Origin of the sequence: Cohnella suwonensis (assembly GCF_042655365.1) — a bacterium.
In the GTDB taxonomy this organism is placed as follows: Bacteria; Bacillota; Bacilli; order Paenibacillales; family Paenibacillaceae; genus Cohnella; species Cohnella suwonensis.
This window is the reverse complement of the sequence record NZ_JBHSMH010000073.1, coordinates 1-22,787: the sequence shown is the minus strand read 5'-3', so window position 1 is coordinate 22,787 and position 22,787 is coordinate 1. Positions and strand designations below refer to the sequence as shown.

General features: G+C 57.4%; 16 protein-coding genes. 11 read left to right on the top strand and 5 right to left on the bottom strand.

Going from position 1 to position 22,787, the window contains the following annotated elements; genetic code table 11:
• Positions 1–573 precede the first annotated feature (573 nt).
• Positions 574–723, bottom strand: a complete 150-nt coding sequence (locus tag ACFPPD_RS18885; protein ID WP_209751406.1) for a hypothetical protein — start codon at positions 721–723, stop codon at positions 574–576.
• 609 nt (positions 724–1,332) lie between these two features.
• On the opposite strand from ACFPPD_RS18885, the gene ACFPPD_RS18880 reads away from it, so the two are divergent.
• From ACFPPD_RS18880 to ACFPPD_RS18845, 8 genes are all read left to right on the top strand, one after another.
• A complete protein-coding gene (locus ACFPPD_RS18880) occupies positions 1,333–3,084 on the top strand; it encodes an ABC transporter ATP-binding protein (protein WP_209751405.1) in 1,752 nt (583 codons plus the stop codon).
• Between the two features lie 78 nt (positions 3,085–3,162).
• Positions 3,163–5,217 carry an ABC transporter ATP-binding protein gene (locus ACFPPD_RS18875; protein WP_209751403.1) on the top strand — a complete coding sequence of 685 codons (2,055 nt, stop codon included), beginning with the start codon at positions 3,163–3,165 and terminating at the stop codon, positions 5,215–5,217.
• Between the two features lie 783 nt (positions 5,218–6,000).
• Entirely contained in the window at positions 6,001–7,101 is a 1,101-nt protein-coding gene (locus ACFPPD_RS18870; RefSeq protein WP_209751401.1) for a GerAB/ArcD/ProY family transporter, read from the top strand.
• Between the two features lie 26 nt (positions 7,102–7,127).
• Complete coding sequence (locus ACFPPD_RS18865; RefSeq protein WP_378082878.1) at positions 7,128–8,762, top strand: spore germination protein; 1,635 nt, start codon at positions 7,128–7,130, stop codon at positions 8,760–8,762.
• A 12-nt stretch (positions 8,763–8,774) separates the two neighbouring features.
• Entirely contained in the window at positions 8,775–9,881 is a 1,107-nt protein-coding gene (locus ACFPPD_RS18860) for a GerAB/ArcD/ProY family transporter (protein ID WP_209751399.1), read from the top strand.
• Positions 9,882–9,883: 2 nt separating this feature from the next.
• On the top strand, positions 9,884–11,104 hold the full coding sequence (locus ACFPPD_RS18855) for a Ger(x)C family spore germination protein (RefSeq protein ID WP_209751397.1): 1,221 nt from the start codon (positions 9,884–9,886) through the stop codon (positions 11,102–11,104).
• Positions 11,105–11,117: 13 nt separating this feature from the next.
• A complete protein-coding gene (locus tag ACFPPD_RS18850; protein WP_209751395.1) occupies positions 11,118–11,357 on the top strand; it encodes a hypothetical protein in 240 nt (79 codons plus the stop codon).
• Between the two features lie 244 nt (positions 11,358–11,601).
• The gene (locus ACFPPD_RS18845; protein ID WP_209751391.1) at positions 11,602–13,122 is read left to right on the top strand and encodes a gluconokinase; all 1,521 of its coding nucleotides are present in this window, start codon (positions 11,602–11,604) and stop codon (positions 13,120–13,122) included.
• A gap of 57 nt (positions 13,123–13,179) precedes the next feature.
• On the opposite strand, the gene ACFPPD_RS18840 is transcribed toward ACFPPD_RS18845, so the two are convergent.
• Together ACFPPD_RS18840 and ACFPPD_RS18835 are read right to left on the bottom strand one after the other, a co-directional pair.
• Positions 13,180–13,830: a response regulator gene (locus ACFPPD_RS18840; RefSeq protein WP_209751389.1), complete on the bottom strand. Its 651-nt coding sequence runs from the start codon at positions 13,828–13,830 to the stop codon at positions 13,180–13,182.
• Entirely contained in the window at positions 13,827–16,034 is a 2,208-nt protein-coding gene (locus ACFPPD_RS18835) for a histidine kinase (protein ID WP_209751387.1), read from the bottom strand. The genes ACFPPD_RS18840 and ACFPPD_RS18835 overlap by 4 nt, the downstream gene beginning before the upstream one ends.
• A gap of 232 nt (positions 16,035–16,266) precedes the next feature.
• On the opposite strand from ACFPPD_RS18835, the gene ACFPPD_RS18830 reads away from it, so the two are divergent.
• Positions 16,267–16,959, top strand: a complete 693-nt coding sequence (locus tag ACFPPD_RS18830; RefSeq protein ID WP_209751385.1) for a hypothetical protein — start codon at positions 16,267–16,269, stop codon at positions 16,957–16,959.
• A 247-nt stretch (positions 16,960–17,206) separates the two neighbouring features.
• On the opposite strand, the gene ACFPPD_RS18825 is transcribed toward ACFPPD_RS18830, so the two are convergent.
• Positions 17,207–17,362 carry a DUF1540 domain-containing protein gene (locus ACFPPD_RS18825; protein ID WP_135152798.1) on the bottom strand — a complete coding sequence of 52 codons (156 nt, stop codon included), beginning with the start codon at positions 17,360–17,362 and terminating at the stop codon, positions 17,207–17,209.
• A 655-nt stretch (positions 17,363–18,017) separates the two neighbouring features.
• Here ACFPPD_RS18825 and ACFPPD_RS18820 point away from each other — a divergent pair.
• Positions 18,018–19,925: a DEAD/DEAH box helicase gene (locus tag ACFPPD_RS18820; RefSeq protein ID WP_209751383.1), complete on the top strand. Its 1,908-nt coding sequence runs from the start codon at positions 18,018–18,020 to the stop codon at positions 19,923–19,925.
• 219 nt (positions 19,926–20,144) lie between these two features.
• Here the strand turns inward: ACFPPD_RS18820 and ACFPPD_RS18815 are convergent, their stop codons facing one another.
• Positions 20,145–20,768: a TetR/AcrR family transcriptional regulator gene (locus ACFPPD_RS18815; protein ID WP_209751381.1), complete on the bottom strand. Its 624-nt coding sequence runs from the start codon at positions 20,766–20,768 to the stop codon at positions 20,145–20,147.
• A 177-nt stretch (positions 20,769–20,945) separates the two neighbouring features.
• Here ACFPPD_RS18815 and ACFPPD_RS18810 point away from each other — a divergent pair, with 177 nt between their 5' ends.
• Entirely contained in the window at positions 20,946–22,121 is a 1,176-nt protein-coding gene (locus ACFPPD_RS18810; RefSeq protein ID WP_209751379.1) for a YhgE/Pip domain-containing protein, read from the top strand.
• Positions 22,122–22,787 lie beyond the last annotated feature (666 nt).

Genomic DNA, 22,787 nt, shown 5'->3' with positions numbered 1-22,787 from the left:
GGTCGTCGTCATTGCCGTTGACCTGCCGTATATTTAAATCATAGATCAGCATAACTTAGCCCTCATCTATTTAATAGGTGGGGGCTATTTGACGCTTACGAGTCCGGGTGCCTAGCACACAAGAATTGTGCTCAAGCGCCGCAGACGAACCGAGTCCGGGCGCCTAGCGCACAAGAATTGTGCTCAAGCGCTGCAGTGGATCCATGGCCGGGTGCCTTGAACATAAGAATTGTGCGCTAGCGGCGTAAGACGAATGCAAGGAACGCCTCATTGACGCCTTCGGACGAAGTCGCGACCCCACTTCAAGAGCACGCTGACGAGAAAAGCACGGCGACAGCGAGGCCCGAGAAGGCGATGGAGAGCGCAATCCACTGGAAGATGGAGTAACCGCGAAGGCATGCCCAGTCGTAGCCGTTTCGCCCGGAGCCGCGCGCGTCAAGCAGACGAAACACGTCTCGTCAGTAACGTAGTAAGTGTCCGGCGCCCAGCGCGCGTATTCGAAGCTCTCCGCATAGCGTTCCAGTTCCCGGTGCGACACCTGGTGACCCGGTCCGTAGAAGCGCGTCTCGAACGCTATTTCCCCAACCGGAAATCCGCGAATCCCTCTTGCAGCAACGATTCCTGTAGCCGTTCCTGGCAATTGCGCTCCAGCGAGAACGGGTTCGGCACCTCGCGCGGCACCTCGCGCGAGGTGTGACGGCGCGTGATGGCTGTCAACCTCATACGAACTGGAAGATCGCCTTGTCGAGGAAGGGATCTTCGCCCAAAATCACGCGCATGCCGGACACCTCTTTCCGATATCCCCATTGTGCCCCTGAGCGAAAAAAGTTTTGCATCCCCCGTTGACAGGATTTGGGGGACGATGGTAAAGTTGCAAATATACTTTGACGAACGGAAAGGGGGGTTACGGACATGAATAACGGAATCGGCGGTCACATCGTGTTGGATATGCCTATTGCAGGAGTATCCGCATCTGTCGCTCATGTCGAACGTAACCCTATCGCGAACAATCGCTGACGTCTGGAGATTCCGGAATCTCCGGCACGACGTGGCGAGGCGCATGGTTACGGTGACGTAATCGTGCGCCTTTTTTATCGCATCGGAAGCTGTTACGGCCTTGCATGGCGGAAGCGGCACCGGTGCGGAAGGATGATCGATCATCCTTCGCGAAGGCGTATCGCTTACGGGCGGTATGCCTTTTTTGTTCGCTCCCGGTTCATCGTGCGCCGATTCGCGGCACGTGGTCGAAGGGCCATCGCAAAGTTTATTTAACCGAGCAAGTTGTCGCACGCATGTTTGCTTGCTCATTTCGAAAGGTGTGAAGACATAGATATGTTTACGGTTTTGAAGAAATTAAGCTGGTTTTTCCGCATGCATTGGAAAAGGTACGCGGTCGCGGTCGTGCTTCTGACGCTCGTCGGCATCGTCGACATCATCCCGCCGAAGCTGATCGGGTTCGCGGTGGACGGCATTCAGCAGAATACGCTGACCTCGTCTCGACTGCTGGAACTGCTTCTGCTCTGGGTCGGCCTCACGATCGCCGGCTACGGCATTACGTTAATCTGGTTCAACCGATTGTTCGGCGCCTCGTTCGTGTTGGAGCGGTTCGTCCGTTCCCGCCTCATGCGCCATCTGCTGAAAATGAATCCCACGTTCTACGAGCGCAACCGGACGGGCGACCTGATGGCACGCGCGACGAACGATCTCGGCGCGGTATCGGTGACGGCCGGCTTCGGCATTCTGACGCTCATAGATTCGACGCTGTTCATGCTAACGATTCTCATCGTCATGGCGGGCTTCATCAGCTGGAAACTAACGCTCGCCGCCTTGCTTCCGCTGCCGATCATGGCGCTGCTCATGCAGCACTTCGGCAAGAAGATTCACGAGAGATTCACGAGTTCCCAGGACGCTTTCGGCAGCTTGAACGACCAGGTGCTCGAGTCGGTGTCCGGCGTTCGCGTCATCCGGGCGTTCGTGCAAGAGGAAGCCGACCGTAACAGGTTCAAGGAATCGGCGGATGACGTCTTCGAGAAGAACGTTAAGGTCGCCCGCATTGACGCGGTGTTCGAACCGACGGTGAAAGTGCTCGTCGGGATGAGTTACCTGATCGGCTTGTGCTACGGCGCCGTGCTTGTGTTCCGCGAGGAAATCACGCTCGGCGAGATGGTCTCGTTCAACATGTTCCTCGGGATGCTCATCTGGCCGATGTTCGCGATTGGAGAGCTCATCAACATCATGCAACGGGGCAACGCCTCGCTCGACCGCATCAACGAGACGCTCGGCGTGAAAGCGGAAGTGACGGAAGCGGAATCCCCGGTGGAGATTAACGTCCCCGATTCGATCTCGTTCGATCGACTGACCTTCCGGTATCCTTCGTCCACGATCGATAATCTCGTCGATATTACGGTGAAGCTGCGCCGCGGACAGACGCTCGGCGTCGTCGGCAGAACCGGCTCGGGCAAAACGACGCTGCTCAAGCAGCTGTTGCGCGAATATCCGATGGGCGAAGGCGGCTTGACGATCGGCGGCGTGGCGGTCGACGAGCTGAAGCTGGAGCAGCTTCGGAGCTGGATCGGCTACGTGCCGCAACAACCGATTCTGTTCAGCAAGACGATCCGCGAGAACATCTGGTTCGGCACGATGGAACGGGCCGGAGACGAGGAGCGGTTGAACCGCGCGCTCGAGCTCGCCTCGTTCCGCAAAGACGTCGCGTTCCTGCCCGACGGGCTCGAGACGCTCGTCGGCGAGAAGGGCGTCGCCTTGTCCGGAGGCCAGAAGCAACGCGTCAGCATCGCGCGGGCGGTCATCGCCGACCCGGAAATCCTGATGCTCGACGACGCGCTGTCGGCGGTCGACGCGAAGACGGAGACGGAGATTCTCGAAGGAATCCGTACCGAGCGGGCGGGCAAGACGACGATCATCACGACTCATCGCCTGTCGGCGGTGCAGCACGCGGATTGGATCGTCGTGCTCGACGAAGGACGCGTCTCGGAAGAAGGCACGCACGAACAACTGCTGCAGCTCGGCGGATGGTATAAAGAGCAATACGACAGGCAACAACTCGTCTCCGTCGTCGAGGAATAAACGTCCTACGATCCGAAGCTCGGCTTCCGGCCGGCTCGGGCCATTGATCCATAGAAGAAACGAAGGTGACATCCATTTATGAACGACATTTACGATGAAATTAACATAAGCAGCAAAGGAAACGGCAAGAGGCTATTCCGATACGCGCTTCAATTCAAGAAGCCGATCCTTCTCGCGCTTGTCTTGCTCATCTTCGCCGTCGGCGTCGAGCTCGTCGGCCCCTTCCTCGCGAAGCGGATGATCGATACGAACATCATGGGCATCGAGAAGCCCTGGTACGAGACGAAGCAAGAAGACCGGTACGCGGTCCCCTACGGGGACGGCTGGTACAAGAGGGAAGACCACTGGTCGGCGGACGAGACGAAGGGCCGGGAAGTCCGCGTTCTGCAAGCGAACCGAGGCTATTACTTCGTCGACGCGCCCGGGGTGCCAAGCGGCGGTTCCCGCGAATTCGCGGGCGGGCAGGTCGTCATCGAGCAGAAGGACGGCAGCACCGAGACGTTCCCGGCGACCCGCCTGACGCGGAGCGAGACGTACGCGTTCTACAAGCCGGAATTCCGCAGCATTCTGCTGCTTGCGATCGGTTACGTCGGCTTGCTGCTCGTCGGCGCGGTGTTCACTTATTGGCAGAGACTATTGCTTCAAGTGTCTGCGAACCGCATCGTTCGCAAGATGCGCAACGACGTCTTCCGCCACATTCAGCGGTTGCCGGTGCAGTATTTCGATAAGCTGCCGGCGGGCAAGATCGTCGCCAGGGTTACGAACGACACCGAGGCGATTCGCGAGCTGTACGTATCGGTTCTCGCGAACTTTTTTACGGGCATCATCTATATCGCGGCGATCATCGGCGCCGTCTTCTTCCTGGACGTGAACCTCGCGCTCATCGCGCTGCCGTTCATCCCGATCCTCTACGTGTGGGTCGTCGTCTACCGCAAATTCGCGGCGAAGTACAATCGCGTCATCCGCACGCGGCTTAGCGACATCAACGCGATGATCAACGAATCGATCCAAGGCATGCCGATCATCCAAGCGTTCCGCAAGGAAGAAGCGACGATGAAAGAATTCGACGAGATGAACGACGAGTACTACAAATACCAGAACAAGATGCTTACGCTGAACGCCATCACCTCGCACAACCTGGTGAACGTGTTCCGGAACTTCCTGTTCATCGGCGTCATCTGGATGTTCGCGGGCGATTGGCTCGGCACGGCGGTGACGGTCGGCGTCCTGTACGCGTTCATCGACTACATGAACCGGATGATGCAGCCCGTCGTCGGCATCGTCAACCAATTGTCTAACCTGGAAGTCGCGCGCGTGTCGGCGGAGCGGGTGTTCACCTTGCTCGACGAGCCGGGCGTCGAAGTGTCGGAGAAGCGGATCGAACGTTACAAAGGCAACGTCGCGTTCGAGGACGTCAGCTTCGCTTATAAGGAAGGCGAGGACGTGCTGAAGAACATCTCGTTCCGCGCTCGCCAAGGCGAGACGGTCGCGCTCGTCGGCCATACCGGCTCCGGCAAAAGCTCGATCTTGAACCTGCTGTTCCGGTTCTACGACGTGGAGCGGGGCCGCATTACGGTGGACGGAGTCGACGTGAAGGACTTGTCCAAGCAGGAGCTTCGCGAGCATATGGGTATCGTGCTGCAGGACCCGTTCCTGTTCACCGGCACGATCGCGTCCAACGTCAGCCTCGACGATCCTACGATTACGCGGGATAAAGTCGAGAAGGCACTGCGCGACGTCGGAGCTTACGACATGTTCATGCAGCTGCCGGGCGGGCTCGACGAGCCGGTCATCGAGAAGGGCAGTACGTTGTCCGCGGGACAGCGGCAGCTCATCTCGTTCGCGCGGGCGCTCGCCTTCGATCCGGCGATTCTGATTCTGGACGAGGCGACGGCCAGCATCGACACGGAGACGGAAGCGATCATCCAGAACGCGCTCGACGTGCTGAAGCGGGGACGGACGACGTTCGTCATCGCCCACCGGCTGTCGACGATCCGCGCGGCCGATCAGATTCTCGTGCTCGACCGCGGCCGGATCACGGAACGCGGCACGCACGAAGAGCTGATGGAGCATGGCGGGAAGTACCACGCCATGTACCAGTTGCAGCTCGGCGGCGTGGAAGTGGTGGCGTAAGCGGGAAATAGGCAAGAAGCAAGAAGCAAGAAGCAAGAAGCATGAAGCATGAAGCATGAAGCATGAAGCAAGAAGCAAGAAGCATGAAGCATGAAGTATGAAGCAAGAAGCAAGAAGCATGAAGCATGAAGCATGAAGCATGAAGCATGAAGCAAGAAGCAAGAAACAAGAAGCATGAAGCATGAAGCAAGAAGCATGAAGCATGCTCCCCGCCCGCTTGGGTTCGGGAGCATGCTTTTTTTCATCGAAACAATTGCTGCATAGGTGCAGTTATTTTCAATCCAACCAGACATCAGAAAGGAAAACCTGCGATCGTACAGGAATTCACGCGATTCTTGTTCGAATCGTGATTCTGAGCCGTGAAAAAATGCAGTATTGCAGGAATGAATCCAGAGCGATCGAAATACGACGGAAAAAGATGTACGACTGCATGCTTTTTTTCAAAGAGTCATCGTGTACGCATTGGGATTGGTAAGAAGCAATGTCTGAAAGTTGAAGAAGCCAATTTTTACTTGCGCTTGATTGTGCTGTGGTCGATCACACATAAGCTTCGAGATTCCCGCACAATAGTACGCTCAGAGCGTCTTAATTGGGGGTAACTCCGAGATTCTCGCTCGATAGTACGCTCCCTGCGTCTTAAATGGGTCTACCTCGCTGATTCCCGCTCAATAGTACGCTCAGAGCGTCGTAAACGGGAGTGACTGCGATTGATAAGCGCATGATTTCCAGACTTCTGGAAATATTAATGATCAGCTGTCATCCTTACCGCTACGAGGTTGCCCAATGGAAAGAATCAGCCAGTCCCAGCTCGCCGCGATGATCATTTTGTTTCAGATCGGCAGTTCGCCTCTATTTCTGCTTGCCAGTCCTGCGGGTTCGGACGCATGGATTTCCGTCTTCATCGGCGTGCTGTGCGGAATGATTTTTTTGCTGCTCGTGACCCTGCCGATTCACCGCATGGCACCGGACAAAAATCTGATGGAAATTTTCGATCGAACGTTCGGCAAGGCGGCAGGGGGCATCTTCGGGATCGCCTACATCGTGTACTTCAGCTATGAGGCTATCCGAAACGTGCGTGAATTCGGAGACTTGATGATTATGTACCTGCTGCCTCACACGCCGCTATGGATCATTATGTTTATATTGCTCGTGGTAGCGGGATACGCCGTTCATCAGGGAGTCGAGGTGTTCGCGCGGATCGCCGAAATCATTTTACCCTTCATCATGTTGATGTATCTTGGGCTATTCGTCATGATCTATGGAACGGGCATCTTTGATCTCCATCGCCTGCAGCCGGTACTGGGCAACGGGTTCAAGAAGGTGCTGAGCGCCGCGATCCCCGGGGTCATTTCTTTTCCGTTCGGACAGATGGTGCTGTTCCTGATGTTCTGGAAGTATGCCAGTCCGAGCGCGAAGACGACCAAGGTGACTTTAGGAAGCTTCCTATTCGCAGGCACCTTCATTACGGTGACGAACATTTTCATCATTGCCAGCTTAGGCGCCATGTCTGAATTCAGCATTATTCCTCTCTTACAGGTCGTGAACCTGGTGAAGTTCGCCAATTTCGTCGAAAGACTTGATCCGATCGTCGCCCTGCTGCTCTTTACGGGGGTGTTCATGAAGATGACGGCGTACTTCTTCGGAACGGCGCTCGTCTCCTCCCAATTGTTCAAGAAGGATCGAAGAAAAACCATAGTCCCTGTCGGCGTGCTTATCCTCATCGGCTCATTGATGTTCAGAAGCTATATTCAGCATATCTGGATCGGGTTCGAGAAGAATGTGAATATTCATTTTCCGATCGTTCAAATCTTGATTCCAACGCTATTGCTGCTGGCGATGCTGATCAGGAATCGGCTTCGGAGAAGCGAATCGCAATTGCCCTAACTACCACTCGCAGATGAGGAATCCGGATGAAAGAGAGCAATATACCGTTCTTCCGCAAGAAGCGGCGTAAAAGCGGCCAAGAGCCGAGCGGGAAGATCGGAAGCGGCGGCGTTATGAACGACAATGCTTCGAATCGCTCGGAGCAGTCCGTCTTCGCGGATTTAACCAGCAATGTGGAATGGATCCAAACCGTTCTGGGACACGGCTCGGACCTCGTCGTTCGCGAAATCGCCGATGCCCCTACGGATCGGATCGGAGTCGCATTCGTGTATATCGACGATCTGGTAGATCCGATGATTCTTAATCAGATGATCCTGCATCCTCTCATGGCCGGGCTGGGAGAACAGGCGGAACAATCGTCGGCATCCCAGAAGTATGAGTTGTTGAAAAACCGGGCGTTATCCGTCGGGCGAGTGGAAGAGATGCACACTTTGGACAAAGCGGTCGCCCAGCTCCTCGAAGGCAACACGATCGTGTTCGTGCATGGCGTCAATGCGGCGCTGGCAGCCTGTTCGACGGGCGGCGATAAACGGTCGGTAGAAGAGCCGAGCTCGCAGACCGTGGTCCGCGGTCCGAAGGAAAGCTTCACGGAAAATCTCAAGACGAATACGGCGCTGATCAGACGACGCATTAAATCCCCCCAGCTCAGGGTCGCGGTTCAGCAGATCGGCGAACAGACGAAAACCTACGTTACGGTCATGTACCTGCAAGGAATCGCTAACGATCGGATCGTGAAGGAGCTTCATCTTCGGCTGAACCGGATCGATACGGACAGCATTCTGGAGAGCGCGTATATCGAGGAATTCATTCAGGACGCGAACTTCACTCCGTTCCCGACGATCCTGAACACGGAACGTCCGGATGCCGTAGCGGCCGGCATATTGGAAGGCCAGATCGCGATTATCGTGGACGGTACTCCGTTCGTGTTGCTTACGCCGGTTACGTTCGACCGTTTCTTCCAATCGAGCGAGGATTTCTACCAGCGCTACGATATCGCAACCTTCCTGCGGATCATTCGGTATGTCTCCTTTCTCATCTCGATGCTTCTTCCCGCCTTGTTCATCGCGATTACGACTTTTCATCAGGAAATGCTGCCGACTCCGCTGCTGATCAGCTTGGCTGCCCAGAGGGAAGGCGTTCCTTTTCCGGCGATCGTCGAAGCGATGATCATGGAATTGACGTTCGAGGTACTGCGCGAAGCGGGAGTGCGTATGCCGCGGGTCATCGGTCCCGCCATTTCCATTGTCGGCGCCCTTGTTCTCGGACAAGCAGCCGTGCAAGCCGGGTTGGTGTCGGCCTCGATGGTCATCATCGTTTCCTTCACGGCGATCGCGAATTTCGTCATCCCCGCGATCAACATGGCCAGTGCCGCAAGGCTGATCCGATTCGCCATGATGATTCTAGGCGGGACGCTCGGGCTGTTCGGAATCCTATCGGGCATGATGATTCTGCTGCTGCATCTGGCGGGGCTCCGTTCGTTCGGCATCTCGTATTTGACACCGCTGTCACCATTTGTCTGGTCCAATTGGAAGGACTTGTTCATTCGCGTTCCGCAGTGGGCAATGAAGAAACGCCCGATCAATCTCGTGTCAAAGAACAATCAGACGAGACAAGGCGACGGACAGAAGCCCGCTCCTCCCAATCAAAATCAGGAACCTTAGGAGTTCTGCCTCATGCAGCATAATCGGCAAAAGATATCCACCTTCCAGGCTGTCGTACTGGTCACGCATAGCATTACGCCGACAGCAATGCTTATTCTCCCTTCCATTGCCATTGGGGCGGCTTCCCAGGATGCCTGGATTTCGGTTGCCGCAGCATGGGGCTGCGGCATCGTCATCGCTATTCTCATCGGTTCCATCTGCCGGCTTAATCCGGGATTGCCGTTCTTGACGCTGATCGAAAATCGGCTTGGACGCGCTGTCGGCATCGTCGCAGGATTACTGTTGGTACAGTATTACATGTTGTCATCGTCGATTATTTTACGAGAGTTCGTGGATTTTCTTTCCGATGAGGTGATGAAGAAAACCCCGGTTATCGTCCTCGCGGCGACAGCGCTGCTCGTAGCTCTCTATGCCGTTAGGGAAGGGATCGAGGTAGTCGCTCGCATAGGCGTTATCGTCTTCGTAGGCTCGACGGTTTTTATTATCGTGGGTATTAGCCTGCAGATGAACAACGTCAATCTGAAGCATCTATTGCCGATTGGCGAGGCATCGTTTCCGCAAATCGTCCTTGGAGGCTTATCCTCATTCGGCTGGATATCGGAAGCATCCGTTCTAATGCTGCTGTCTCCCTATTTAAGCAAGCCAACGCATGCTCGCAGAATCGCCGTCTGGGGCACATCGATTGCCGGATTCGAGCTGTTGTTAGCCGTGGTCATGGTGCTGCTGATCTTCGGCCCCGAGCTGCCTAAGCTCTTGAAGTATCCCACGATCATCACCATGGAGATCATCAAGTACGGATCCTTCTTGGAGCGAATCGAGTTTATTTTCATCTGCTTATGGATTGCAAGTCTGTATATCAAGCTGTGTATCTATTTCTACGGGACGGTTCATTTCTTCGTCCATTTGTTCCGGATTCGTAACAAGAAACCTTTCCCGATCGCCTTGGGCATTCTCGTTCTGCTAACTTCGCTCTATACATGGTCTAGCAACACGTATCTGACCCGCCATAATGAGTTCACTTTCTTCCCCTATTTGGCGATAATGAACGTGTTTCTTCCTTTGGCGCTATGGATCGGCTTGAAGCGGAAGACCGGCAAAACCATAAGTTCGGGGGGATAACGATGCGGAAAAAAGGGTTGGCTCTGATCGGGGCTGCATTCATGTGTCTGTCGGTGACGGGTTGCTGGGATAGCACGGAGCTGAATGAGCTGGCCATTACATCGGCAACGGCCGTCGATTACGATGGGGAGAAGGAAGAGTGGGTTGTCTCATACCAAGTCGTGATCCCTTCCGCGATCTCGGCCGCAATGAGCGCGGTTGGGGGAGGAGCGGCCAAGCTGCCGGTTATCGTCTATTCCACCAAAGGCAAGACGATCCGCGAAGCCGTGTGGCGCAGCGCCATGGAAAGTCCGCGGAACCTGTATTTCTCGCATAACCGCGTGATGGTCGTGAGCGATGCTGCCGCCCGTCATGGCTTGGATCCCCTGCTGGATGTTTATTACCGCAATCCCGATTCGCGAGAAACCGTGAGCGTGCTGATGGCGGATGGCAACGCCCGGAAGATCATCGAGCAGCTGATGCAAATTCAGATTATCCCCGGCGACGGGATCGAGGAGACGATAAGGAAGGAGGCTGCCGATCTCTCGGCGTTGCCGAACGTGAGATTATACGATCTTGCGATGGGGATCGTTAGTCCTGCGAAAAGCGCCGTCTTGCCGGAAATTCTCGTCTCCGGGTCCCCGGGGGTTACATCGGCGGACGCGCTAAACAACACCTCGCTTTCCTCCAAGCTCAGACTGGGCAGATTAGCTGTGCTCCGGAAAGACAAAATGGTCGGCTGGATCTCAAGGGAACATACGGTAGGAGTTGCCTTTATCCGCGATCAGATCAAGGCGACGACGATTTCATTCGCTTGCGATCCTTCACAGCAAAGGGAAACATCCTCCTTTCGGTTAAACCGCTCGACGACCCGATTAGCTCCTCGGCAGTCGGGGGACCATTGGGTCATGGAAATTGCGGTCAAAGGGGAAGGGATGCTGCTTGAAACCGACTGCAAGCTGGATCTGAACAAGCCGGAGGTCATCAAGAAGCTGGAGCGGCAATTGAACGGTCATATCAGGGAAAAGATAATTGAAGCATGGAGCGAGGTCCAGAAATTGCAAACCGATATCGTTGGCTTCGCGGATGTCGTTCATCGCAAATTTCCGAAGCAGTGGAAGGAGCTTAGCAAAAATTGGCCGGCTACCTTCGTGCAATTCGACATCGATCCGCAGGTGGACATTACGATTAAGCGCGTCGGGCTGAGCAATAAATCGTTCAAAAATCTGACCGAGAAAGAGTGAGGAGGACCGTTACGTGGAGTCGGTGGTACTTAACGCAATGGCATATGTACTCCTATTAGTAGTCGGGCTGCGCTCGATCGGGAAAAATGGCCGGAAACGCGAGATGGCTATGTACGCCGGGTTGATCGGGTGGTCCGCGTATATGAGTTTCGCTCAACGGCTTCATTGGCCGTCCGGCTCGCTCGCGGACCTGCAATATATGATCGTCGCCCCCGTAGGGCAATGGATCAACCATTGGTTGGGTAGTTCTTAGAGTGCGCGTTCAAAAAGTTCGGTTTTCAGCACCGAGAAGGTTGAAAGAAGCTAGGGAATGAGGATCGGAGCGTAGGCGAACCTACGTGAGAACCGGAAGTTCCGGCTGAATTCAAGATTCGATGCCGAATTGACTCCTTGAATAGCTTCGTGATCAAAATCGGACTTTTTGAACAACCTTTTAGAGCTGATCTATGGTATAACAGCTTAGAATAAGCCATGGATCAGCGGGGAGCGGGCGGCAGATGCGTAAAGGACAAGCCATTATCGGCATCGATATCGGTACGACGAGCACGAAGAGCGTAGCCTTCGGCATGGACGGAGAAATGTTAGGCAGCTTCTCGGTCGAGTATCCGCTGCTACGGGATCGTCCGGGCTGGGCCGAGCAAGAGCCTGACGCGATCTTGGAGGCGGTGCTGGAGAGCGTTCGCGGGGCGATCGGCGCAAGAGGGCTGGATGGGAGCGGCGTCGCGGCGCTCGGGATGAGCTCGGCGATGCATTCGCTGATCGCGGTCGACGCGGGCGGCCGTCCGCTGACGAGAAGCATTACGTGGGCGGACGGGCGCAGCGAGGGAGAAGCGCGGCGTATTCGCGCATCGGGGGAGGGGCCTGGCGTATATAGGCGAACGGGAACGCCGATCCATCCGATGTCGCCGTTGCCGAAGCTGATCTGGTTGCGGGAGAACCGTCCTGACGTCTGGTCGGAGACGGCGAAGTTCGTCTCGATCAAAGAATACGTCGCGTTCCGGTTGTTCGGGGAGTGGGTCGTCGATCATGCGATCGCTTCCGCGACCGGATTGCTTGATCTGGAGGCGCTCGACTGGGACGAGGAGGCGCTGCGGATCGCCGGCATCGATCGGGAGCGGCTGTCCGCGCTTCGGCCTGCAACGTACAGGCTGCAGGGAATGGACGTAGCGTTGGCCGGTCGAATGGGGTTGCGGCGCGATACGCCGTTCTTCCTCGGCGGCAGCGACGGCGCGCTCGCGAACGTGGGCGTCGGCGCGATCGGGCCCGGGGAGATGGCGGTGACGATCGGGACGAGCGCCGCGGTGCGGATGATGACGGATCGTCCGCTGACGGACGAGAGACAGAGGACGTTTTGTTATCATGTCGCGGATACGGCCTACGTGATCGGGGGGGCGACGAACAACGGCGGCATTGCGTTGCAATGGATCCGCGAGGCGTTCTTCGGAGCGGACGCAAAGACGGAAGAGGTTCTAGAGGCGGCATCGCGGGTCGCCGCCGGGGCGGACGGCTTGCTGTTCCTTCCGTACTTGACGGGGGAGCGGGCTCCGATCTATACATCCGAGGCAAGAGGAACTTACTTCGGCGCGCACTTGGGCCATAAGAGGGAGCATTTCGCGCGGGCGGGGCTGGAAGGCGTCATGCTGGCGATCGCATCGGTCGCGGGAGCGCTGCGGGATCTTGCCGGCGAGGCGCGGGAAGTCCGCGCGTCCGGCGGCTTCGCCAGATCGCCGCTATGGAAGCAGATGCTGGCCGATGCGCTAGGGAAGGAAGTACAGGTGCCGAAGGTGACCGAAGCTTCCGCTCTGGCATCCGCGGCGCTTGCCATGCAAGGCCTCGGGGAGCTTGGCAATTGGCGCGAGGTGAAAGCGTGGATCCCGATCGCGGAGCGGCTGGAGCCGAACGCGCGGAACGCGGAGCGTTACCGGGAGCTGCTCGCGATTCACGAGGAGTTGCGGGGACGGCTCTCGGGATCGTTCGCGGCGATAACCGAATTTCAGCGGAAGCATGCCGAGGGGTAAGCGTTCGTCCGGGCGAATCGAGAAGAGCGGCGAAGCGCGATCGAACTCTAGTCATCCTTACTCGCGGCGGGAGTCGCGGGCCATCCGCATCGCTTCTTGCCGGTCGGACACTTGCAATTTGTTCAATATATTGGTGATATAGTTGGCGACCGTCTTGCCGCTGATGTCCAGCTTCGACGAAATATCGGCATTCGAAGCGCCTTCTGTCATGAGATAGAGCACTTCCCGTTCGCGGGAGCTAAGCTCGGGAAACGCTTCCTCCCTCGCGGCCGGCCGGGTGACCGCGAAATATTCGATCATTCGCGAAGCGATGCCCGGGCTGAAGATCGCTTCGCCGTTGCCGACCGCGTGAATGGCGCGCAGCAGCTCGTCCTTGTCGGCGTCCTTGAGCACGTAACCCTTGGCCCCGCTGCGCATGGCGGTGAAGACGGAGGAATCGTCCTCGAACATCGTCAAGATGAGTATACGAATGGCGGGATCCATGACCGTAATCCGCCGCGTCATCTCGATGCCGCTCAGTCCGGGCATCCGGATGTCCATCAGCATCACGTCAGGCCGAAGCGATTGCGCCAGCGCGATCGCTTCTTCGCCGTTGCCCGCCTCGCCGACGACTTCAAGCTCGGGCGCGGTCAGGAACAGCGTGCGCACCCCGTGGCGAAACAACGGATGATCGTCCACGATGACGATCCGAAGCGGTTTGACGTTCATGCGCTTGCTCCCCCTTCCTGTCTTGCATTATCTGCGACTTCCAGCGTTAACGGCAACCAGGCGGATACTTTCGATCCCCCGCGCGGTGCCGCCTCGAATAGGCAATAGCCGCCAAGCTCCTCCGCGCGTTCTCGCATCGAATGCTGCCCGATGCCTCCGCTCGGATTCGACTCTCGCCGATCCCCCATTCCATGGCCGTTATCCACGATTACGATCGCCAGCCCTCCGTCCCCGTCTCCGCCCGCGCTTGCGCGAACGGTCAAGCTCACGTCGCACTCCGTCGCTCCGGAGTGCCGAACGACGTTCACGATCGCCTCCGTTACGATCCGGAAAGCGGCGACCTCGACTGCCGCGGGAAGCGGTGGCAGGCTATCCGGCGCATACAATCGGAACCGCAGCCGGGGCGGGGGAGCGCTCTCGTTCGAGAAGGCTTCCTCGGCATTCCAGGCGGGCTTCAACGGCCGGGACAGGTCGTTGATCCGCTCTTGGATCGCGCCGACGAGACCGAGTTCGTCCAGCGCGGGCGGCCGAAGGTCGTGCACGAGCCGGCGAATGTCCGAGACGGAGGTGCGGATGACCGTCTGCAGCTCCGCGAGAATCGTCTTGGTCGTCGCGGGATCGGTCTGCATGAGCGTCTCCGCCGCCGACGCGGTCAGCGCCAGCGCGGCGAGCCGCGGCGCCAAGTCGTCGTGCAGGTTGCGCCGGAGCCGCTTGCGTTCTTCTTCGCGCGCGAGCACGAGTCTTTCTCGCGACTCTCTTAGATCTTCGGCCGCGAAATGAAGATCGATGGACGCTTTGGCGCTTTGCACGACCGCCCCCGCTTGTCGGACGAGCATGTCGAGAAACTTCCGATCGGACGGGAAGAAGCTCTCTTCGGGAGATCGGGGAGCGACGAGCAGATGGCCGAGCGAATCCCCGCGGTGAACGAGAGGAAGCTTCACAGGAGCGGGAGCTTGCGCCGGGTCTCCGTCTTCCGAGAGGATAATCGCTTCGCCGTTCTGGACGAGCTCGATCCCGGCATAGGGCAGCCGAAGCGCTTCGCGGACGGTGCGTACGACGACGTGCAGCGCATCGTGCGGCGAGAGCGGGTTTTCGAGCTTCCGGCCGAGCCGGGCGAGCACCGCGAGCGGATCGTCGTTTTCCCCGTACATCCATCTGTTGACGAACCTCTGGAGCCTCTCCTTGACGGGCGTGAACAGAATGGCGACGATCCCGGTTGCGATCAAGGAATTCGCCCAAGGGGAAAAGGCATGAAACAAAACGCCGACGTACCAGACGATTCCGACGTAGATGGCCGCGACGAATAAGCTGAGCGAACCGTATACGAGCGTCCGATTGACGATCGGGTCGATGTCCCACAATTTTCTCCGCAGGAGGGCGAACAGCAGGGTGATCGGTAGCAGCATCATGCAGAGCACGAGCACCACATCGGAGAAGTACAAATAGAACGGATTTCGCTGAAGGGCGTCTTCTTGCAAAATATGCAACAGCGTAATGACAATCAGACCGGCGATCGCGACGGACATGCCGGCCACGGCCCATTTGGTCTGTTGGCGCTCGATCGGGCCCAGCACCTTGCGGTAACGGTAGACTTGAATGGCGATGAGGCTTCCCATCCAGACGAGCACCCAGACGGGGAACAGGGTCGGAGCTAGATACTTCAAATCGAGAGAGGTGCCCGGGAAGAAGCCCCTCAGCAGTCCGGGAACGAGAATAACGATGAGCGCATAGCGCGACCAAGACGGATCGAACTTGCCGTTCGGGAAGACGAAAAATAACGTCATCAAGGCGACGATCGAGCAGGCCTCGATCGCCCGGAGCGTAAAGTCGATGGCGGGATGAACGCCTTGGATGCTAAGGGAAAGGGCATTGAAAGTGAACCCTTGAAGTGCGAGGGCGACGGAAGCGACCTGGCCGATCAGATCGGCGGACTTCCTCAGAAAGACGACGATGCCGACTCCGATATAGGCGAGGCCGAACAAGCCGTACAGACCGGCGTATGCCCCCGCGAAAATTCGGCTGTTCAAGCCGTGGGCGTCCAGCCATGCGGAGGTAGGCGGCGTATCGTAAAACGACGAGCAGACTTGGTCGACGCAGTGATCCCTCAGATCGACGTAGAAGGTCGGGACCGCATAGAGGAACAAAGCGATTCCGATCAAGATGACGATTCCGGACGCGATTCGGGTAAGGCGCAAGACGGTCAACGCGGTTCCACGCTCCTTCCGGATCCTGGCGCGGGCATGCGCCCACGAAGAAATGAATGCTACGTGGAAAAGTATATCAGGCGATATTTTCCGCCGTAAATAAGCAATCGGGGGGAAGTTGCGATTTCCCGGGGAATCTTCCTGGTTTTCGGGAATCGCGGCCTCTACCCGATGGGAAAAGCGAGGAGGTAAGCTGAAAGCACAAGAAAACGATTGGAGGAATGATTTAATCATGAGTCAAATGGGATCATTGCACTTGCCGATTCCGCAAGGGTACTTGAAGTTCGGCGGCTGGGCGCTGGCGATCGGCGGATTAATGGGGTTTAGCGGACAGCTGCTGCATATCGGGGATACGCCGGCGTCGCTCGGAGACATTCCGGATTTTGTCGAGACGGCGGTCAATACGCACGTATGGCTGGCTTGGGCGTCTATCCTGATTTTGATGGGATTGCCCGCGATGTACTTGCGCCAGGCAGCGGGGCTAAAATGGTGGGGCTGGATCGGGTTACCGCTGCTGTTCGTCGGAATGATCCTGGAAATTTTCCATGGGCCCTTTCAAATTTTCTCGTATCCGATCATCTACAGCCTCGTGTCCACGGATGAGGTATTAAACACGGTGAACGGTTACGTGAACAACCTGATGGTCGACGACTATCCGACGACGCTGTTCGTGCTTATCCCGCTCATGCCGGGGCTGTTTCTGGGGTTGATTCTGCTTGGCATCTCTACGATAAAGGCGAAGGCGCTTCATCGGGGGCTCGGAATCTTCGTGCTTGTCGTGATCGGATTGCTTATCGCCGGCATGTTCATGCCGGAGGACGTCAACACGTTCTCGACGGTCCATCTGATTTTCGTGGCGTTCGGCGTGGTCTTGTTGCGAGAGAAAAAAGCGGAAGCTTCCGTGTCGACCGGTGCGGCGGCATAATGCGAATGATGCCGATGAGGTCGCTTACGGTTGTATAAGGCGTATGAGAGCGATGAAGTCGCGTCGGGCGGTAGGCGAATGTAACCCATGTTGAGTGATAATTGTTCTCAATATTGGTTACAATACAAGGGAAGCGATGAGCGTCGCGGCGGCCGTGGGGGCCGAGTAACGCGAAAGGCATCCGCGGAAACGGATGCCTTCGCCTAGCTTGCCGATCATGCCGGACCGGCTCGCGGATTCGCTCGCGTTAGATCTTCGGCTCGAACGTCTTGCAGTCGGTCTCTTCGGAATGGGAAGCTTGCTTGTTGCGGTTATTCACGACGTAGATCGAAGAAGCGTTGCAGGCGTTTCCGGGCGCCCAGTATTTGCAGGAGTTTACTTCGCACAGCACATCTTTGGCCATCGCACATCTCACCTCCTATAACTAGGATGGTCGAAGGCGGCGGCTTTATACGTGCATCCGCCCGCCGGTCCCGCGAAAAACGGGGCCGGCGGGTTTTTGGGCATGGGCGACGGCTCGTACGGAATGTTGCAAGGGATGTTCCTGGGATGAACCTGCACGGAGTACAGTTGGATGGCAAGTAAAGAGCCCGATCAGGAAAACAAACTGCAAAATGCAGTTTGATCGCATACGATAGGTGGGTTTGGGGAAACAACCTGCACGGAGTATCGTTAAATCGCGGTCAGAACCAATTCGGACAACTTCGGACAACAAGCTGCAAAAGTACAGTTTGATCGGCGGCTAAGCGCCGATTCGGCGAAACAACCTGTATGGAGTACAGTTTGATTGTCCGATATCGGACTATTTGGCGATTTCTTCGGAAACAACCTGCATTTTTGCAGGTTGATCTCCAGGAAGCGCCTTTTCAAGCGAAACAAACTGCAGTGGATGCAGGTTGAACGCAGGCGCGGCTGTTTATTTTACATGCGGGGCCGCGGAATGTGGTAGGATAGAGGGTAATGGCTAAAGGAATCGGATGGATTGGATCGTTGTGACGAGTGACGGTGCTGCCGAGTTTGTTTGGTTTGGGTAGCCTAAAATTATTGGAGTGGATAAGATGACGGATTTTGCGGGATTGGGCATATCGGAAGGAAGAGTCGCGATTCTGAAAGCGGAAGGCATCGTGACGCCGACGCCGGTGCAGGCGGAGACGATTCCGGTCGTGCGCGAAGGACACGACGTGATCAGCCAAGCGCAGACGGGTACGGGCAAGACGCTCGCGTTCGTGCTGCCGATGCTGGATAAGATCAAGACGGACGTGCCGTTGGTGCAGGGCTTGATCGTGACGCCTACGCGCGAGCTGGCGATCCAGATCACGGGCGAGATCAAGAAGCTGCTGACGCGCGAGGACGGCATTAAAGTGCTGGCCGTGTACGGCGGGCAGGACGTCGAAGCGCAGCTGCACAAGCTGAAGGGCGACATGCATATCATCGTCGCGACGCCGGGCCGGTTGCTGGATCACCTGCGGCGGGAAACGATTACGCTGGGCGGCGTGAAGATGCTCGTGTTGGACGAGGCCGACCAGATGCTGCACATGGGCTTCCTGAAGGAAGTCGAGGAAATTCTCCGCCAGACGCCTTATAAAAAGCAATCGATGCTGTTCTCGGCGACGATGCCATCTTCGATTCGCGAGATGGCCGGACGGATTCTGCGTAATCCGCAGCACATTACGGTGAAGGCGGAGCGCGTGACGGTTAAGGACATTCGCCAATGGGTCGTCGAGACGTCGGACCGCGCGAAGCAAGACACGCTCGTGAAGCTTCTCGAGGAGACGCAGCCCTATTTGAGCATTATTTTCTGCCGGACGAAGCGTCGGGCGAGCACGCTGAACGTGGCGCTTCAAGAAATGGGCTATTCGTCGGACGAGCTTCATGGAGATTTGTCGCAGATGAAGCGGGAGCAGGTCATGAAGCGGTTCCGCGACGCGAAGCTGCAGCTGCTCGTGGCGACGGACGTGGCCGCGCGCGGACTCGACGTCGAAGGCGTGACGCACGTGTTCAACTTCGACGTGCCGCTGGACGTGGAGAGCTACATTCATCGGATCGGACGGACGGGACGCGCGGGCGAAAAAGGCTTGGCGATCACGTTGATCGCGCCGAAAGATCGTCGGGAGTTCGCGGACATCGAGAATGGCATCCAGATGGCGATGGAGCGCAGAAGCGAAGAAGGAGCGCCGCTCGGCGGCGGAGGTCTTGAAGGTCCGCGCAGCAGCGGCGGGCTGGGTCGCCCGGGCGGCAAGGTTCCGCGCGCGAGAGGCGGTTCCGCCGGCGGCGGACGCTCGGGCGCGCGCTCTGGCGGTGCGGCGGCGGGTAAGAGCCGCGGCGGAGCGGGTGCGGGGCCGAGGTCATCGGGCCCGGCGGGCGGCAGAGGCCGCGGCGGGCGGGCGGCGTACGGCGGCCCGGGAGCGGGCGGGGTTCGTGGCGGAGCGGCTGGCGATAAGCGGCGCGGCGGCGGGGCTTCGGCGACGGCGACGACGGCGACGTATGGCGCCGGGAAGCCGGCGAGTTCGGCGAGCAAGCGCGAATCGCGCGCGGGCGAGCTGATCGAGCAGTGGCAGAGCCGGGAAGCGGCGAAAGCGGATCGGTCCGGAGCCGGCGGCTTCGGCGCGAAAGCGGGCGGCGGCCCGAACCGCCGCAACTCGGCGGAGCGGCTGGCGGCCGGACGCGGCGCGGAAGGCGGCGGGCGGTTCGACCGCGACCGCAAGCCGGACGCGCGAGGCGGAAGCGGCTTCGGCGGCGGCCGGTCTAGCGGCGGCGGTCCGAGCGCAAGCGGTCGCGGAGGACGTTCCGAGGGTGCCGGCGGCGGGTTCGGCGGCAGCAAGGGCGGGCGCGGCCAGTCGGATTCGCGAGGCGGTAGCGGCTTCGGCGGCGGACGACCGGCATCCGGCTCGCGCGGCGGTGGCTTCAAGGGAGGCCCGTCCGGCGGCGGCAGAAGCGGCGGTCGCGGCGGTTCCCGCGGCAGATAACGCAAACGACAAAAAGTCTTCAAGCTCCTCCGATTGCGGAGCGCTTGAAGACTTTTTTTGCCGTTCAGAACTGCAGCAAGCTTAATGGAAATCTCCATTAACTTCAGGCCGATTTTCGCTTGACGTCCAAGTTAATGGAATTCCACAGGAATTACTGCATATTTCCACTAAGCATAACCAACAGGATGGATATGCGAGCTATAGCGCCGAAGGTTCCGCTTATTTCATGCTCCCTGGCGGCGCTTCGCGAAGGCCGAAGGAGACGAGAGGGCCATAGTTGACGATCTTCATCATGATCCGGGTCATCTGCTCCGGCGTCTTGTCCATCCCGCATTCGAGCCAGTGCAGGATCATGCCGAAGTTGGCGGAGGTCATGTAGGCGATCACGTAATCGCGGGGGACGGGCGGATTCTCGATATTCGGAAGGAAGTCGACTTTCTCGAAAATCTGCTTGGTCATCAGCTTCCGGAATCGGATCGCGTACGAGAGATCGCCCATGGCGCCGAACATCGCCCGCAAGAACCGGGCATGGCGGGCGAGCTCTTCGAAGATTCGAACGCTGGGCGGATAGATTTCGTTCCGGTCGGCATGGGCCATGGCTTCTTGAAAATCGAGCTTCAAGAAGCGGCTTTTGACGGATTCGAATACGTCGTCCTTCAACTGTTGGAGCATATCGGGAACGTCGCGGTAGTGCAGGTAGAAGGTGCCGCGGTTCAAGTTGGCGCGGTTCGCGATGTCCGTCACGTTCACGCTGTCGACGCCTTTCTCTTCGATCAGGCCCATAAGCGCGTCGTAGAGAAGCTGCTTCGTGCGGACTTGGCGGCGGTCGGGTTTATCGGTCATGGCGAGGGTTCGCTCCTTTTTGCTTCGGTTAATCAACAGATACCGAATCATGTGCCGAGTAATGAACAACGCGATCGGAACTGATTATTGTACTTTTCACTCCCCTCATTATAATTAACATCATGGTCATTAATCAACATAATGTTGACCAACAGAGAGAAGGAGCGGATGGAAATCATGGCGATTTTCAAACAAAAAATAACGTGGATCGGAACGGTCGTCGTTCTGGTCGTACTGGTCGTATTCGGCGCGGCGATGATGGGCTCGGTGCTCGGGACGAAGCCGAAGGACGTGCCGGTGGCGCTCGTCGTGCTCGATCAAGCGGCGAACTTGCCGAACGGAGGCACGTTGGCGGTCGGCGAGATGATGAAGATGAAGCTGACGGAGAACAAGGAGATGCCGATTTCCTGGACGATCGTCGGTTCGGAAGAGGAAGCCAGGTCCGGTATCGACGATCGCGATTACTACGGAGCATTGATTCTGCCTGCGGACTTAAGCGCCGGAGTCGCTTCCTTGGCAGGACCGGAGCCGAAGCCCGCGACGGTGCAGATCATCGCGAGCGAAGGCTTGAATGCTCAAGCGGCGACGGTCGTCAAGCAAGGGCTCGGCCAAGCGATGAGAATGGTTAATGCGGATTTGTCGAAATCATTGCTCGATCAGATGAGCAAGATGACGGAGCAAGTGCCGATTTCCGTCGCGCAAGCGTTGCTCGCGCCGATTAACGTGCAAGAAGAGACGGTGCACGCGGTCGGCACGAACAACGCGACCGGCAACGCGCCGGGCATGTTGACGCAAATCATGTGGATGGGCAGCTTGGTTACGGCGATGATTCTGTTCCTCGCGGGCGGCAACGCCATGAAAGGCGGGGCGCGCAGATTGTCTACGATCGCCATGCAACCGGTCGCCGGCGTCGTCATCACGGGCATCGCGTCCGGCTTCCTCATCTGGATGGCTTCGTCGTGGTATGGCATGGAGCTGGCCCAAGCGACGGAAACTTGGTTGTTCCTATGGCTCGCGGGCGCGACGTTCTACATGCTGCAATCCGCGCTGCTGAACTGGATCGGGATCCCGGCGATGGCGATTCTCGTGTTGCTCATGTTCTTCTCGATGCCGCTGCTGAACATGGCGCCGGAGTTCCTGTCTTCCGCCTCCCACGATTGGATCTATTCATGGACGCCTCTGCGGTTCGTATCCGGCGGGTTACGGGAAGTGATGTACTTCGGCGGCCTGGACGAAGTCGGTTCGAACGCGGCGGCGCTCTGGTCGATCGCGGGCGCGTTCCTGATCCTGCTGGTCGCTTCCGGATTAAGGAAAGCGAAAGCTCCTCGCGGAGAAGCGGTTATCGCGAACTGATACGCATAGGTTCGGCGAATCGCCCAACCGGCCCGGCTCTCGCTCCTCGGAGCGTCGGCCGGGTTTTTGCCGTCTTGGTTATTCAGAATTTATAAGTTTCATGTTTATCCATTTCTGAATAACCTCCGCAAAGCTTCATCAGCGTCCAAAAGACGCCGAAGGCGTTTTTGCTTGGAGTGTCAGAAAGTATAAGTTTTCGATTTCCTTTGTACTCATCTGATACCTACGCAAAGCTGCTTCAGCGTCTAAGTACGACAAAGGCGTGTTTGCTTGTTTGGTGAATTGCGGAAAGTCGTGCAAAGTGGCGTACGAGGTAGTCCGTCGTAGAAGTTTTGTTCGAAATATCGTACAAAGTGGCTTGCGAGGCAGTCCGTCGCAAAGTTTTGTACGAAATATCGTACAAAGCGGTGAGCGAGGTAGTCCGTAGCAAAGGTTTTGTACGAAATATCGAACAAAGTGGTGAGCGAGGCACCCCGTCGCAGAAGTTTTGTACGAAATATCGCACATAGCGGTTTATGCAATCGTTCGATTCAATACGTCCAAGGACGTCGGAGACGTTTTTGCTTGTAGTGTCAGAAAGTATAAGTTTTATGGACATCTACTTATCTAGGCTTAACCTAATTTTCGTGTCATTTTGGAACAATCGTACTATTATCCCCTTGCCTC

Coding starts and splice junctions, on each gene's coding strand:
- ACFPPD_RS18875 (WP_209751403.1), top strand. CDS start 3,163: ATGAACGACATTTACGATGAAATTAACATAAGCAGCAAAGGAAACGGC.
- ACFPPD_RS18855 (WP_209751397.1), top strand. CDS start 9,884: ATGCGGAAAAAAGGGTTGGCTCTGATCGGGGCTGCATTCATGTGTCTG.
- ACFPPD_RS18885 (WP_209751406.1), bottom strand. CDS start 723: ATGAGGTTGACAGCCATCACGCGCCGTCACACCTCGCGCGAGGTGCCG.
- ACFPPD_RS18880 (WP_209751405.1), top strand. CDS start 1,333: ATGTTTACGGTTTTGAAGAAATTAAGCTGGTTTTTCCGCATGCATTGG.
- ACFPPD_RS18820 (WP_209751383.1), top strand. CDS start 18,018: ATGACGGATTTTGCGGGATTGGGCATATCGGAAGGAAGAGTCGCGATT.
- ACFPPD_RS18840 (WP_209751389.1), bottom strand. CDS start 13,830: ATGAACGTCAAACCGCTTCGGATCGTCATCGTGGACGATCATCCGTTG.
- ACFPPD_RS18860 (WP_209751399.1), top strand. CDS start 8,775: ATGCAGCATAATCGGCAAAAGATATCCACCTTCCAGGCTGTCGTACTG.
- ACFPPD_RS18810 (WP_209751379.1), top strand. CDS start 20,946: ATGGCGATTTTCAAACAAAAAATAACGTGGATCGGAACGGTCGTCGTT.
- ACFPPD_RS18815 (WP_209751381.1), bottom strand. CDS start 20,768: ATGACCGATAAACCCGACCGCCGCCAAGTCCGCACGAAGCAGCTTCTC.
- ACFPPD_RS18870 (WP_209751401.1), top strand. CDS start 6,001: ATGGAAAGAATCAGCCAGTCCCAGCTCGCCGCGATGATCATTTTGTTT.
- ACFPPD_RS18825 (WP_135152798.1), bottom strand. CDS start 17,362: ATGGCCAAAGATGTGCTGTGCGAAGTAAACTCCTGCAAATACTGGGCG.
- ACFPPD_RS18865 (WP_378082878.1), top strand. CDS start 7,128: ATGAAAGAGAGCAATATACCGTTCTTCCGCAAGAAGCGGCGTAAAAGC.
- ACFPPD_RS18845 (WP_209751391.1), top strand. CDS start 11,602: ATGCGTAAAGGACAAGCCATTATCGGCATCGATATCGGTACGACGAGC.
- ACFPPD_RS18830 (WP_209751385.1), top strand. CDS start 16,267: ATGAGTCAAATGGGATCATTGCACTTGCCGATTCCGCAAGGGTACTTG.